This window comes from Rhodococcus sp. Chr-9, from assembly GCF_000801125.1.
GTDB classification, from domain to species: domain Bacteria; phylum Actinomycetota; class Actinomycetes; order Mycobacteriales; family Mycobacteriaceae; genus Rhodococcus; species Rhodococcus pyridinivorans.
The window spans coordinates 244,253-257,593 of record NZ_JTIZ01000106.1 but is presented as its reverse complement, the minus strand read 5'-3'; the positions used below and the strand labels follow the sequence as shown (position 1 = coordinate 257,593).

At 68.7% G+C, this 13,341-nt stretch carries 12 protein-coding genes and 1 pseudogene; 9 read left to right on the top strand and 4 right to left on the bottom strand.

Annotated features, from left to right (window positions below):
* The first annotated feature begins 71 nt into the window (after positions 1–71).
* The gene (locus tag QR64_RS17295) at positions 72–560 is read left to right on the top strand and encodes an FBP domain-containing protein (protein WP_006550660.1); all 489 of its coding nucleotides are present in this window, start codon (positions 72–74) and stop codon (positions 558–560) included.
* Between the two features lie 18 nt (positions 561–578).
* Here QR64_RS17295 and QR64_RS17290 read toward each other — a convergent pair whose 3' ends face one another.
* Positions 579–1,163, bottom strand: a complete 585-nt coding sequence (locus tag QR64_RS17290) for a helix-turn-helix domain-containing protein (protein ID WP_019287984.1) — start codon at positions 1,161–1,163, stop codon at positions 579–581.
* Positions 1,164–1,211: 48 nt separating this feature from the next.
* Between QR64_RS17290 and QR64_RS28135 the strand changes: the two are divergent.
* A pseudogene (locus QR64_RS28135) lies at positions 1,212–1,724 on the top strand (class I SAM-dependent methyltransferase); the annotation flags it as partial.
* Between the two features lie 328 nt (positions 1,725–2,052).
* Entirely contained in the window at positions 2,053–3,030 is a 978-nt protein-coding gene (locus QR64_RS17285) for an NAD(P)/FAD-dependent oxidoreductase (RefSeq protein ID WP_006550657.1), read from the top strand.
* Positions 3,031–3,094: 64 nt separating this feature from the next.
* Here QR64_RS17285 and QR64_RS17280 read toward each other — a convergent pair whose 3' ends face one another.
* On the bottom strand, positions 3,095–4,552 hold the full coding sequence (locus QR64_RS17280; RefSeq protein WP_039586432.1) for a benzaldehyde dehydrogenase: 1,458 nt from the start codon (positions 4,550–4,552) through the stop codon (positions 3,095–3,097).
* Positions 4,553–5,161: 609 nt separating this feature from the next.
* Here QR64_RS17280 and QR64_RS17275 point away from each other — a divergent pair.
* A complete protein-coding gene (locus QR64_RS17275; protein ID WP_039586367.1) occupies positions 5,162–6,184 on the top strand; it encodes an alpha/beta hydrolase in 1,023 nt (340 codons plus the stop codon).
* Here the strand turns inward: QR64_RS17275 and QR64_RS17270 are convergent.
* Together QR64_RS17270 and QR64_RS17265 are read right to left on the bottom strand one after the other, a co-directional pair.
* Complete coding sequence (locus tag QR64_RS17270) at positions 6,174–6,887, bottom strand: type 1 glutamine amidotransferase domain-containing protein (protein ID WP_039586366.1); 714 nt, start codon at positions 6,885–6,887, stop codon at positions 6,174–6,176. The genes QR64_RS17275 and QR64_RS17270 overlap by 11 nt on opposite strands.
* Before the next feature lie 129 nt (positions 6,888–7,016).
* Positions 7,017–7,976 (bottom strand): hypothetical protein, encoded by a 960-nt coding sequence (locus tag QR64_RS17265; RefSeq protein ID WP_039586431.1) that lies wholly within the window; start codon positions 7,974–7,976, stop codon positions 7,017–7,019.
* A 342-nt stretch (positions 7,977–8,318) separates the two neighbouring features.
* Here QR64_RS17265 and QR64_RS17260 point away from each other — a divergent pair, with 342 nt between their 5' ends.
* From QR64_RS17260 to recC, 5 genes are all read left to right on the top strand, one after another.
* Positions 8,319–8,654, top strand: coding sequence for a hypothetical protein (locus QR64_RS17260; protein ID WP_006550652.1), 336 nt, complete (start codon positions 8,319–8,321; stop codon positions 8,652–8,654).
* 66 nt (positions 8,655–8,720) lie between these two features.
* Positions 8,721–9,221 carry a DUF2505 domain-containing protein gene (locus QR64_RS17255; protein ID WP_033097261.1) on the top strand — a complete coding sequence of 167 codons (501 nt, stop codon included), beginning with the start codon at positions 8,721–8,723 and terminating at the stop codon, positions 9,219–9,221.
* A gap of 165 nt (positions 9,222–9,386) precedes the next feature.
* On the top strand, positions 9,387–9,584 hold the full coding sequence (locus QR64_RS17250; RefSeq protein WP_019287992.1) for a hypothetical protein: 198 nt from the start codon (positions 9,387–9,389) through the stop codon (positions 9,582–9,584).
* Positions 9,585–9,684: 100 nt separating this feature from the next.
* Complete coding sequence (locus tag QR64_RS17245) at positions 9,685–9,915, top strand: RNA-binding S4 domain-containing protein (RefSeq protein ID WP_006550649.1); 231 nt, start codon at positions 9,685–9,687, stop codon at positions 9,913–9,915.
* A gap of 129 nt (positions 9,916–10,044) precedes the next feature.
* Complete coding sequence (gene recC / locus QR64_RS17240) at positions 10,045–13,338, top strand: exodeoxyribonuclease V subunit gamma (protein WP_033097262.1); 3,294 nt, start codon at positions 10,045–10,047, stop codon at positions 13,336–13,338.
* Positions 13,339–13,341: the final 3 nt, after the last annotated feature.

The following is a 13,341-nucleotide window of genomic DNA, read 5'->3' as shown; positions in this document are numbered from 1 at the left end:
TTTGCCCGGTGTGAGCGGTGCGCGTACCGTCCTCGGGTCGGTACATACGCGAACGAAAGGTGGTCCCCGCCATGGACCCGCTCACCGAACGGGACATTCGAACATCCTTCGTCAACTGCTCCAAGGGTGATGCGAAGCGGCTTCCGGTGCCGCGCGATCTCGACGACCGGCCGTGGGACGAACTCGACTTCCTCGGCTGGACCGACCCGTCGTTCCCCGGCCGCGGCTACATCGTGGTCCCCCGCGACGGCGAACTCGTGGGTGTCGCCATGCGGTTCGAACAGCAGGGCTCGGGCAAGACGCAGATGTGCACGATCTGCCTCACCACCCACACCCGGGGTGGCATCGCTTTGATGACGGCGAACAAGGTCGGCGATGCGGGTCGAGCGGGCAACGCGGTCGGAACCTACATGTGCATCGACCTGCAGTGCTCGCTGTACGCGCGCGGCAAGAAGAAGCCCGCACTGGGCAGCCGGTACCGCGAGGATCTCGAGCCGGAGGAGAAGGCCGAGCGCGTCCGCGAGAATCTCGGCGCGTTCGTCGATCGCCTGTATGCCTGACGGGCGAACCCGGCCCTTTCAGTGCGATGCGGGGTTGCGCAGGTGCGCACGCTCCCCGTTCTGATCGAGGATCGTGAGGATCTCCACCGGTCCGTCGTGCGCGCTGATGGCGTGCGGTGTCATCGTCGAGAACTCGGCTGCGTTGCCCTCCTGGATGAGGATCGTCCGTTCGCCGAGTTGGAGCCGGGCGGTGCCGGTCAGGACGGTGAACCATTCGTGCCCCGGGTGCACGGGGAGCGTGTCGGCCGGCACCGGCTCCTGCTTCGTGATCCGCATCTTGGCGATGGTGACGCCGCCCAGTGATCGTTCCCGCGACAATAGCCAGGTCGTGTACCCCGGGGTGTCGCACGCCTGGGGCCTGATCACCACGTCCTGGTCCTCGCCGGATTCGACGAGCTGGTCGATCGTGGTGTCGAGTGCCCGCGCGATGGGAACGAGCTGGTCGAGTGCGATCCTGCGACGGCCCGTCTCGATGCGGCTCAGGTTGGACGGGCTGATGTGGCACCGGCCTGCGAGAGTGTCGAGGGTCCACCCCCGCGCGAGCCGCAGGCTGCGGATGCGCTGACGGATGAGTTGGTCCAGATCGGACGATTCTTGCTCCATAGGCAAGAGTATATGCCGAAACTGGATGACGCGTCCTAACGTGGAGTCATGCACCACCACGCCCACCACGCACCGCACGACCACGCGCACGACGAGTCGATGGCCGAGGTGCTCGACCTCGACGCCGCGATGAACCGGCCCTACTTCGAGTCGTTGCTCGACCGGGTCGCCGGACAGCTCGAGCGCGAACCGCACACCGTCGTCGACATCGGCGCCGGCACAGGAACAGGCACACTCGCCCTGGCGCGCCGGTTCCCTCACGCGCAGCTCGTCGCTCTCGACCGGTCCGCCGGGATGCTCGAACGACTCCGCAAGACCGCCGCGTACAACGGGTTCGGTGATCGGATCCGGACCGTCGAGGCCGACCTCGATGCAGGACTTCCGGCCGTCGGTGCGATCGACCTCGCCTGGGCGGCGCTGTCCCTGCACCACGTCGAGGATCCGGATGCAACGCTCCGGCAACTCGCCGAGGCGATGGCACCCGGGGGGACGGTGGTCGTCACCGAGATGGAGTCGCAACCACGATTCCTGCCCGACGACATCGGTATCGGTACACCGGGACTCGAAGCGAGATGTCACGAGGCCGCGGCGTCCCGAGGGTGGAACAGGTGGCCCGACTGGAGCGACAACCTGCGTCGCGCCGGGTTCGGGATGGTCGAGATGCGCCGCGACGAACTCGGTGCCGACGTCGACGACACCGCACGCCGATACGCCCACGCGGTGCTGAGCCGGATGCGGACCGGCCTCGACAACGCCGTGTCCGACGAGGATCTCGACACGCTCGATCGACTCGTCGGCGACGGTCCCGACTCGGTGCTGCACCGGGCAGATCTGGTGGTGCGTGGATCCCGAACCGTGTGGATCGCACAGGAATCAAGGAGGAGAACCGATGAACACCCAGGAGAACCCCACACAGGACGGTTACGACGTCGTCGTGATCGGCGGCGGCTCCGCCGGACTGAGTGCCGCCACAGCGTTGGCACGCTCACGCCGCTCGGTGCTTGTCGTCGATGCCGGAGAACCGCGCAACGCCCCTGCCGCGGCCGCGCACAACGTGATCGGACACGAAGGCATCGCGCCGACCGAACTGCTGGCTCTCGGACGGAAGGAGGCCGCCGGATACGGCGCCGAAATCCTGTCCGCACGAGCAGAATCCGCTCGTCGCAGCGACACGGGATTCGAGATCGGTCTCTCCGGCGGCACCACCGTGCAGGCACGTCGACTGATCCTCGCGACGGGACTGGTCGACGAGCTGCCCGACCTGCCCGGAGTCCGCGAACTGTGGGGGAAGAGTGTCCTGCACTGCCCGTACTGCCACGGCTGGGAGGTTCGGGACCGGCGCGTCGGCGTGATCTCGTCGGGGCCGATGAGCGTGCACCAGACCCTGTTGTTCCGTCAGCTCAGCGACGACGTCGCCTTCTTCACCCACTCGGCGCCCGCCCTGGAGAGCGAGGCCCGCGACCAGCTCGAGGCGCGCGACGTGCGGATCGTCGACGGCACCGTCGCGGAACTGCGAGCGGACGGCGAGGAGGTCCGTGCCGTGGTGCTCGAGGACGGCACCGAGGTCGAGGTCGACGCCGTGGTGGTCGCACCGCGTTTCGTCGCCCGCGCCGACCTGTACGAGCAGCTCGGCGGAACGGTCACCGACCATCCCGTGGGGACCCTCATCGAGACCGATCCGACGGGGAAGACCGCTCTGCCCGGCGTATGGGCGGCGGGCAACTCCGCCGACCTCTCCGCGGTGGTCGTGGTCGCTGCAGGCGCCGGCGTGATGACAGGGGCGGCCGTGAACGCCGACCTGATCGCGGAGGAGACGGCCGCGGCGGTGGAGGAACGAGCCGCCCGCGGACTCACCTTCGCCGAATAGTCCTGTCGGGCATACGAGAACGGCCGGGCGAGCACACGCTCGCCCGGCCGATTCGCGATCTGCGTCAGAACGGGTAGGGCGCGATGTCGGGACGCACCGTGACCCACTGGGTCTCGGTGAACGCCTCGATGTTCGCGGCTGGACCGCCGAAACGGGAACCGGTACCGGATGCCCCGACCCCGCCGAAGGGAGCGTTGGCCTCGTCGGCGACGGTCATCTCGTTGATGTGGATCTTGCCCGAGTGGATCCGGTCGGCGATCTTCATCGCTTGTCCCACGTCGCCGACGATGCTCACCGACAGGCCGTACTCGGACGCATTGGCCAGTTCGACGGCCTCGTCCGGGTCGGAGAACTTCAGCACCGGCGCGACGGGACCGAAGATCTCCTGGCCCCAGGCGGGCATCTCGGTGGTCAGATCGGTCAGGACGGTGGGCCGGTAGAACAACCCCTCGTGCGTGCCTCCGGCAGCGAGAGTGCCGCCCGCGGCGACGGTGTCCTGCACGATCGTGTCGATGTTCGCCAGCTGACGCTCGTCGATGATCGGGCCCAGGTGAACCGGGCCGCCTGCGGGATCGCCGACGACGAGTGCATCCGCCTTCGCGGCGAGGGCGCGCACGTAGTCGTCGTAGACGGACTCGTGCACCAGGTGCCGGCCGGTGGTCATGCAGATCTGGCCCTGGTGGAAGAACGATCCCATCGCTCCGACACCGGCAGCGAGATCGACGTCGGCGCCGGGGAGCACGATCATCGCGTTGTTGCCGCCGAGTTCGAGGTGGGTGCGCTTGAGATGTTCCGCGCCGGCCTTGCCGACGTGGCGTCCGGCGGCGGTGGATCCGGTGAACGAGACCACCCGCACCTCGGGAGCATCGACGGTTGCGGCGCCGACGTCACCACCACCGGGCAGCACCTGCAGCACACCGGCGGGTAGTCCGGCCTCCTCGAAGATCCGGGCCACGGCGACACCACCGATGACGGTGGTCCGCGGATCCGGCTTGAGCAGCACCGCATTGCCGAGGGCGAGAGCCGGGGCAACCGAGCGCATCGCGAGCAGCAACGGGAAGTTGAACGGTGCGATCACCGAGACGACGCCGGCGGGCAGGCGGCGCGCGATGGACCAGTGACCGTTGTCCGACGGCAGGTACTCACCGTGCGGATGGGTGGGCAGCGCCGACGCCTCGAAGCACTCGGTGGCGGAACCGAACACCTCCATGGCGGCCTTGTCCGGAATGGACCCGGCCTCGCGGAGTCCCCAGCCGATGAGTTCGTCGGCGTGCTCACGGAACTTCTCGCCGGCGCGACGGAGGATCTCCGCACGCTCGGACGGCGCCGTGGCGGCCCAGGACTTCTGTGCGGCGGCGGCAGCGCGGGCGGCGGCGTAGACGTCATCGGGGTCGGCCAGGCCGATCTCGGCGATTTGTTCCCCGGTCGCGGGGTTGGTGACCTTCGTGGTGCCGCCGTTGCCGGGGCGCCAGCCGTCGAGATGGATCTTTCCCGCCCACAGGGCTTCGTCGAGCAAGGCCATAGAGTTCTCCTCAGCGTGGTCGTCGCCGTCCCGCGCGCGTGGGACACCGATGTGTTCCACGAGTGTGGGAGCGATGACGGCTCGTAGGATCGATTCTTCTCATTCAACGAGAAAGCCCGCGATATCCGTCTACGCACGACGAACACCACGTGCACCGCTCCGCGGCCGAAGGGTCATGAGCGAGCACGATGATCCGAATGGATCTGGCTCTCATGGCAGTGGTCGGCATCGCCGGCACCGTGAGCATCGCGGCTGTACTCGGCCGCGCTGAGCATGCCGGCCCAGGACTTCCGCCGGAACTTCAAGGCCATCAGCGGACTCGGGGTCCTTCTCGTCGTCGTGACCACTGCGGCTGCTCACCATCGCGGCCGAACGCGGGGCCCTGCTCGAGGGCCGGGCGCGCGGTACCTACAGTTCGCAGACGCTCGGTGCGGCCCAGCGCCGCCTCGACCTCGAGGAGACCCGATTGCAGGCGCTGAGCGAACAACCCTGACGGTCGTCTCGCGGCGCGGACGCCCCGCCCGAGAACCCGCATCCCGCCGCACTGTTTGACATGATCGTTCGGTCCGGATCCGCCCGGGCGCGTCGTGACCCGGGTAGGAGTGACAGGTGTCGGAGGGCAGTACGGACAGAGCGCCGCGTCGGCGCGTCGGTCGATGGATCCTGATCGTCTTCGTCGTGGTGCTCGTCGGCGTGGCGGCGGCGTTCGTCCTCACCCCTGTGCCGGGATCACTGGTGGTGCGGAAGGTGTTCGAACGCGACGCGCGGGAGCAGACCGCGAAGCTCGCGGTGGACGCTCCGGAGACGGACTTCGTCGCCGACCTCCACTATCGGGAGGACGACCCGGACGCCTATCTCGACGTGTACACACCGCCGGGGACCACCGAGGCGCTGCCGACGATCGTGTGGACGCACGGTGGCGCGTGGTTGTCGGGTAACCGCACCAACTACGCGGGCTACTACAGGCGTCTCGCGGCCGCCGGATTCACCGTGGTGTCGGTCGGCTACTCGCTCGCACCGGGCCACCGCTATCCGACCCCGGTGCGGCAACTCGTCGATGCGCAGCGCTACTTGCTCGAGCACGCCGACGAACTGCACATCGACACCGAGCGGATCGTGCTCGCCGGTGATTCGGCCGGGGCGCAACTGTCCGCGCAGATCGCCGCCGCGATCACCGATCCCGACTACGCCGCGACCCTCGGTGTCGACCCGGCGTTCACTCGGGAGAACGTTCGCGGTGTCGTGCTCAACTGCGGCATCTACGACGTGTCCGCGATCGGTGGGAGCGGCGGGCTGATCGGATGGGGCGTGGAGCAGGCGATGTGGGCCTACACCGGCGCCCGGGAGTTCGCCACTTCGGATGCGGCGGGCCAGATGTCGGTGTTGAACTCGGTCACCGAGAACTTCCCGGCCACCTACATCTCCGGTGGCAACGCCGATCCGCTCACCGCCACCCAGTCCGAGAGGCTCGCGCAGCGGCTCACCGGACTGGGTGTGCAGGTGGATGCGTTGTTCTATCCGGACGATCACACACCGGAACTGGCACACGAGTACCAGTTCGATCTGTCGACACCGGATGCGCGTGCCGCGCTCGAGCGGACGATCGATTTCGTCCGCAAGGTCACGACGTAGCGCGCGCGGGGATCTCGGCGACGATGCGTTCGGCGAGCGGCCGCGAGGAGGCCGGGTTCTGGCCCGTGTACAGGACGCGGTCGACCACCACGTGCGGCTGCCAGGCGTCCGTGGACGAGAAGACCGCGCCCGCCTCCTGGAGTCGGTCCTGCAGCAGCCAGGGTGCCTTGTCGGCCAGTCCTGCCTGGACCTCCTCGATGTTCGTGAACGCCGTCAGGCTGTAACCCTCGAACAGCCAACGGCCGCCGGACTCGTGGGCGGTGAGCAGGGCCGCCGGGGCGTGGCACACCATCGCGACGACCTTGTCGGCCTCGACGAAGTGCCGCACGAGTTCACCGAACCGCTCGTCGACGGCCAGATCCTCCATCGGGCCGTGGCCACCGGGCACGAACAGCAGGTCGAAGTCCTCGGCTCGCTGGTCCTCGAGCACCGCCGCACCGGTGAGCACCGGCTGCAGCTTCTCGAGCGACGACTTCAACTCGGCCACGCGGTCCTCGCCGCCTGCGGCGTCGGGTTCGAGGCTGGCCTGGTCCACGACGGGCGTGCGGCCGCCCGGAGTGGCAACGGTGATGTCGTAGCCGGCTTCGTCGAAGACGGTGTACGGCTCGACGAGTTCCTCCGCCCAGAAGCCCGTGGGATGGCGGGTGCCGTCCTGCAATGTCCAATGATCGGCGGAGCTGACGACGAACAGGATGCGGGTCATGGCGTGTCCTTTCGAATGAACGTAGAGGTCGCGTACCCGCTGTGAACGGGACCGACACAGGGGGTGACGACGATCGCCGGGCCCACGAGGAACCCGGCGATCGTGTGACGTGACTGGGGGTGCGGCGGATCAGACGCCGACCACCTCCTGCGCGATGGCGGCCAGACGGGTCTGGGCCGCGGAGATCACGCCGTGTCGTGCCTTGTGCGCTTCCTCGTAGGCGACGATCGCCCGGATGTCCGCCGGCTCGGTCAGTTCCTTGACCGCCGCCACGGCCTTCGGGACGGTGAGATCGTCGTAGTTCCGGATCGGCAGCTCCTCGTCGGTGAGGACACCCGAGGCGCTGCGTGCCTTGTGCAGAGCGTCGGCGGTGCCGTCGGCGCCTTCACGACGGCTCACGCGCTCGGCCGTCTCGAGAGCCGCATCGCGCGAGGCACCGATGGTCTTGGCTGCGACGTCACCGGCGTGTGCGCCGCGCGAGAGCAGCGACTCGATGCGGGGACGCGTCGAGCGGGCGACGTCGATCGCTCGATCGATGCTGCGCGCCGACCAGGTGACCGGCGTGTTGACCAGGCGCACCGCTGCGCCGGCCGCGGCCTGCAGGGGAGTACGACGCAGAGCGGCAGGACCGCCGAGCGCCTCCTCTGCGATGACGGTGGTGAGCCACTCGACCGTCGCCGTGTGAGCCGTGATCAGACGGTCCGCCAGCGACACGATCGACTTGTGTCCGCCCGCGGTGGCCAGTGCCTTCACGTAGCGGGCACGGTCGAGGAGCTGATGTTCGAGGGCGAGGTCGGACAGCAGTGCTTCGTCGAACGGCTGCGCCTGTTCGGTGAGGGTCTTCACCATGATGGCGGCGCGGCCGATGAACGGCCCGACCACATCGGGAAGTCCGCCCAGATCGCGGATCGCCTCTTCGATCGCCACCGCACGGATGCGGCAGTTCTCGGCGTTCTCGGTCAGCTCCTTGCGTACCGCTTCGGTGCGGGCCTGCGCGACACGCGTTTCGGCGACCTGGGTCTCTGCATGGGTCAGTTCGTGGAGAGTGCGCAACTGGGTGAGCAACGCGGGAGTTCGGTTCTCGGTCATCGTGCGTTCGCCTCCTTCGCACTGGAAGAGTCGGTGATCTACCGACGAATTCACATCCATCGAGAAAATGACGTGACAACTGTCGGCTACCCGACCCCCGGAACTGCTAACGTCTATGTGATCCATAACACACCCTCTGGTCGGGTTCGTTGCTGCAGTGACCACTCGGCGCACGCGAGTCGCACGGGTCTCGGTTTGAGCCGGTTGCTCGCGGGGAAACTTCGGAGCACACCTTGACGTGAGAGATCGAGGCCGGGACGAGACGCGGTCCGCCTGACTCCTCAGGTGATCGGCGACCGTGAGACGGCCGCAAGCAGCACAAAGGAAAGCGGGGACGACACGATGACCACGGCAGCACCCGTCATGCCCACGGACGTGATCACCGCTCCGGCGACGGTTGCTCCGTCGCAGTCGGCCGACATTCCGGCGCAGACGATCGACGCGCGGTCCGTCGAGGCCCCGCCGTCGGCCGCCGTGGCGTCGAGGGAGGTGGAACCTCCGGTGACGGAGGAGATGCCGGCCCTGCTCGAGCACCCGATCGCGGGCATGCTGATGTTCGTCGTCCTCGCCGTCTGCGGATTCGCAGCCGCCGCGGTGGTCGCAGGATCCCTGGCGGCCGGGCTCGCTCTGGTGGGTGTCGTCGGAGGAGCGGCGGCGACCCTCGTCGCTGTTCTCTGACGTGGCAGAACGACACCGGTAGGCCCGTTTCGTCCAGATCCGAGCGGGAGGATATCGTCTCCGGTCATGTCCAAGGAATTCGTTTTCACGTCCACGCTCGACCACAGCGTCGAACGCGTCCACGGCGCTTTGACCAGCGAGGACTTCTGGAACAGCCGACTGGCTGCGAGCCAGACCGGCGTGGCGCAGCTCGAGGTCGGCTCCGGTCCCGGGACCTTCCGCGCGAAGGTCTCCGACCAGATCGACACCTCTGCTCTGCCCGCGGTCGTCCGGGGCGTGGTGCGAGGACCTCTGATCATCGAGCGCACCGACGAGTGGGGCGGACTCGGGGACGGTACGGCGCAGGGAACCCTCGCCGGCAGCACGTCGGGGCTGCCGATCACGATCGCGGCCCGTTCGGAGCTTCGTGGCAACGCGGACGGCGGTACCGAGATCGAGGTGCGTGGCGAGGCCACCGTCAAGGTTCCCGTCGTCGGTGGGCAGATCGAGGGCCTGATCGTCCAGCTCGTCGAGAACATCGTCCAGAACGATCGGACCGACCTCGACAAGTGGCTCACGGAGAACTGATTCGCAGGGGCGCCCGATCGATCGGCTTCCGATCGACGGATCATCTGGTCCGATGCCGTCGTTCCTTTTCCGAGGTACGGCGGCATCGTCGTTCCCGCCGGATTCGTCGGCGACACACCGGGTCAGGTCGTTGAAGAGGGGTGTGACCCAGGCCACCATCGGATCATGTCGATGCCGTGGGACGAGGACGGCGGCTACGCGTGGGAACGCCGCGAGGCCGGATACACCTGGGAGCAGATCGGCAGCGAACTCGGTTGCCCTGCCCATGTCGCACAGAATCTGGGGGAGCGCTACCGCGCGGATATCACTGCCGAGATGACGAGGAACCAGTTGTCGTTGTTCGACATCTCGACCGAGACCTGAATCCCGGCCCGCCGGTGTTCGCCGTGTGTTCATCGGATGTGCACCCGCACGGACCCCGTGTGAGGAGGCATCGTCTCCTCCGGAGGGGACCGTAGGTGTCATGGAGGCACTCGTGCGCGACTCCCTGTTCGGTTTCCTCCAGGAGAGCGGACTGGCCGGCTCGGGCGGTGAAGCGGCGGCGCTGCTCATGGAAGGTCTCGTCCGCGTCAATCATCGCCAGGTCCGCAGTCCCCGTACTCCACTTCGTGCCGGGGACGTCGTCTCGATCGTGGGTACGCGATCGATGGCGGTCTTCGGCGTCTCTCCCGGCGGGGTTCGTCCCGTCCTGTAGCTCGTCCGTCGCACGGAGCGCCCGCAACCTCCGGCACGGAGCACTCGCGACCTGCGACGCAGTCGCCTGTCCGGGCGGTGTGATAAGCCGTACCGGACGGGAACGAGCGACGACGAGGGGGAGCGACGCGTGCTGATACTGCACCGTGCCGAGCGCACCGGCATCCTGGCGGATGCGCTGGCCGAGGTGCTCGCCGAGCCCCTCGACGATCCGTTCGCGCGGGAGGTCGTCGCGGTGCCCGCGCGCGGTGTCGAAAGATGGCTCACCCAGCGGTTGTCGGGAATGCTCGGTTCCTCCGCCGGCGACGGGGTGGCCGCCAACATCGACTTCCCGTCCCCGTCCCGCCTCGTCGACGAAGCGCTCGCCGCGGCCTCCGGCATCACCGCCGACGACGATCCGTGGCATCCCTCCCGCATGTTGTGGTCGCTGCTCGGGGTGATCGACGAGTGCGTCGGCGAACCGTGGTGCGCCACCCTCGCGCGGCATCTCGGTCACGGCGCCGGCGACCACCGGGCCGGACGCCGGTACGCCACCGCAGCGCATCTCACCGGCCTTCTCCGCAGTTACGGACTCCAGCGCCCCGGGATGATCTCCCAGTGGGCGGCGGGGAACGACACCGACGGCACGGGTGCGCCTCTCGACGACCATCTGCGTTGGCAAGCCGAGCTGTGGCGACGGCTGCGCGCCCGCATCGGCGTCGACAGCCCGTCGCAGCGACTCGACGAACTGTGCGGCCGGCTGCGAGACGACCCCGACGTCGTCGACCTGCCCGAACGACTCTCGATGTTCGGTCCCACCCGCCTCGACACCGTCCTCGTCGAGGTGCTGACCGCGCTCGGGCACCACCGCGACGTGCACATCTGGCTTCCGCATCCGAGCCCGGTGATGTGGGACGGACTGACCCGGCGTCCGGAGTCGATGCGTCGCGCCGACGACCACAGCGCTCTCGGGGTGCAGCACCCGCTGCTGGCCGCGCTCGGCCGCGACGTGCGCGAACTTCAGAGCCGGCTCTCCGGCCTCGAGTGCACCGACCTTCCGCATCCCTCACCCCGGCCGCCGGCGACGCTCCTCGGCCGGTTGCAGGCCGATCTCCGCGACGACCGCGCCCCCGCACACGGATCGGCCGCGCCCGACGGGACCGTGATGATCCATGCCTGCCACGGCCCCACCCGGCAGGTCGAGGTGCTCCGCGAGTGCCTGCTGCACCTGTTCCGCGACGACCCCACGCTCGAACCGCGCGACGTCGTCGTCATGTGCCCCGACGTCGAGACGTACGCGCCGCTCGTCCACGCCGCCTTCGGTGCCGGGGTCGGTGAGCATCCCGGCCACACGCTGCGGGTCCGTCTCGCCGATCGTGGCCTGCGCCGCACCGATCCGGTGCTTGCGGTGGTGTCCGAACTGCTCGCGCTCGCCGACGGCCGGGTCACCGCCAGCGAGGTCCTCGATCTCGCCGCCTCCGCCCCGGTGCGCCGCAAGTTCGGATTCGACGACGACGAACTCGAACGCCTGCAGGAGTGGACCACCGAGACCGGTGCCCGTTGGGGTCTCGGCCCGTGGCAGCGCAAGAGCTTCGGTCTCGGCGACTTCATGCAGAACACCTTCGGGGCGGCACTCGACCGCATCCTTCTCGGTGTCGCCGCCGACGGAGCGGACGGGGAGTGGCTGTCGCTGTCACTGCCCCTCGACGACGTCGACAGCAACGACATCGACCTCGCCGGTCGGTTCGCCGAGTTCATCGACCGGCTGACGGTGGTGCTGCTCCGGCTGCGCGGCCCGCACCCGGCGGGGCGGTGGTCGGACGAACTCGGTTACGGCATCGACCTGCTCGCCGACGTTCCCGCCGCCGACGCATGGCAGCTCACCCGCGCGCGTCGCGAGATCGGCGAGGCCGTCGAGCATGCCGGCGACACGCAGTTGTCCCTGAGCGACGTCCGGTCCATGCTCTCCTCCCGGCTCGCCGGGCGTCCGTCGCGCTCGAACTTTCGTACCGGCGAACTGACCGTGTGCACGATGGTGCCGATGCGCTCGGTGCCCCATCGCGTGGTGGTTCTCCTCGGTCTCGACGACGACGTCTTCCCTCGCACGGCCCACATCGACGGCGACGATGTCCTGACCCAGAATCCCTGTGTGGGAGAGCGTGATCCGCGCAGCGAGGACCGGCAGCTGCTGCTCGACGCGCTGATGGCCGCGGAGGAGCGTGTGCTGTTGTTCCACACCGGCGCCGACGCCGTCACCGGAGCACTGCGCCCACCGGCGATTCCGCTCACCGAGGTGCGCGACGTGGTGTCGACGATGACGGGAGTCGACGTCGACGACGAGCGCATCGTGCGGCGACATCCCCTGCAGCCCTTCGATCCGCGCAATTTCCGGGCCGACGACCCGTTCGGGTTCGGTGTCACCGCACTCGCGGGAGCCCGTGCCGGACAAGGAGTTTCGGTGGAGCGCGACCGGTCGGGTGCGCTCCTCGTCGACGACCTTCCGGCCCCGGCACGCACCGATGTCGATCTCGACGAACTCGTTTCCTTCCTGACACATCCGACGCAGGGATTCCTCCGGCAGCGACTCGGTCTGCGGATCCCCGACACCGACGAGGGCATCGCCGACGCACTCGACGTCGAACTCGACGGTCTCGCTCAGTGGCAACTGGGCGACCGCATGCTCGAAGCGCGATTGGCGGGCATGTCCGCGGGTGCCTTCCAGGACGCGGAATGGCGTCGCGGCACGCTCCCGCCGTTCGCGCTCGGCCGCAGGACCCTCGACGCGGTGAGCGACAACGTCGACCGCCTCGTGCACGCCTGCGCCGGTGTGCACACCGGGCAGGCCCGCACCGTCGACATCCGCGTCGATCTCGGCGACGGTCGTCGGCTCACCGGCACCGTCGGAGGTGTACACGGCGAGGTACTGGCCCGCAGCACCTATTCCAAGCTGTCCCCGAAACACCGGCTGGAAGCATGGATCCGGTTGCTCGCCGTCGTCGCCTCGGGTCATCCCGGACAGTGGCGTGCGGTGACCACCGGGCGCAGCCGTTCGCGCTCGTATCCGGCCTGGCGCTCGACCCTTCTGGCTCCCGCCGATCCCGTCGCGCTGCTCGCCGCACTCGTCGATCTGCGCGATCGTGGACTGTGCCGGCCGCTGCCGCTCGTGACGGGCGCGTCGGCCGAGTACGCCGATCGCCGCCACCGCGGTGATTCCGTGGAGATGGCACTGTCGGCCGCCGGGAAGGCGTTCGGTGGCGCGTTCGGCGACGGCAAGGACCGTCACGTGCAGTATCTGTACGGGCCCGACGTCACGTTCGGGCAGCTCACCGCCGACGCACCGGAGGGTGTCGAGGCCGGCTGGTTCGACGACCCCACCCGTTTCGGTGTGCTCGCCCGACGGTTGTGGGAACCCCTGCTCGCCTCCGAGAACCAGGGACGCCCGTGAGAG

Excerpts from the sequence above, each read along its gene's own strand:
- QR64_RS17295 (WP_006550660.1), top strand. The coding sequence starts at position 72 with ATGGACCCGCTCACCGAACGGGACATTCGAACATCCTTCGTCAACTGC.
- QR64_RS17290 (WP_019287984.1), bottom strand. The coding sequence starts at position 1,163 with ATGGAGCAAGAATCGTCCGATCTGGACCAACTCATCCGTCAGCGCATC.
- QR64_RS17285 (WP_006550657.1), top strand. The coding sequence starts at position 2,053 with ATGAACACCCAGGAGAACCCCACACAGGACGGTTACGACGTCGTCGTG.
- QR64_RS17280 (WP_039586432.1), bottom strand. The coding sequence starts at position 4,552 with ATGGCCTTGCTCGACGAAGCCCTGTGGGCGGGAAAGATCCATCTCGAC.
- QR64_RS17270 (WP_039586366.1), bottom strand. The coding sequence starts at position 6,887 with ATGACCCGCATCCTGTTCGTCGTCAGCTCCGCCGATCATTGGACATTG.
- QR64_RS17265 (WP_039586431.1), bottom strand. The coding sequence starts at position 7,976 with ATGACCGAGAACCGAACTCCCGCGTTGCTCACCCAGTTGCGCACTCTC.
- QR64_RS17260 (WP_006550652.1), top strand. The coding sequence starts at position 8,319 with ATGACCACGGCAGCACCCGTCATGCCCACGGACGTGATCACCGCTCCG.
- QR64_RS17255 (WP_033097261.1), top strand. The coding sequence starts at position 8,721 with ATGTCCAAGGAATTCGTTTTCACGTCCACGCTCGACCACAGCGTCGAA.
- QR64_RS17250 (WP_019287992.1), top strand. The coding sequence starts at position 9,387 with ATGTCGATGCCGTGGGACGAGGACGGCGGCTACGCGTGGGAACGCCGC.
- QR64_RS17245 (WP_006550649.1), top strand. The coding sequence starts at position 9,685 with ATGGAGGCACTCGTGCGCGACTCCCTGTTCGGTTTCCTCCAGGAGAGC.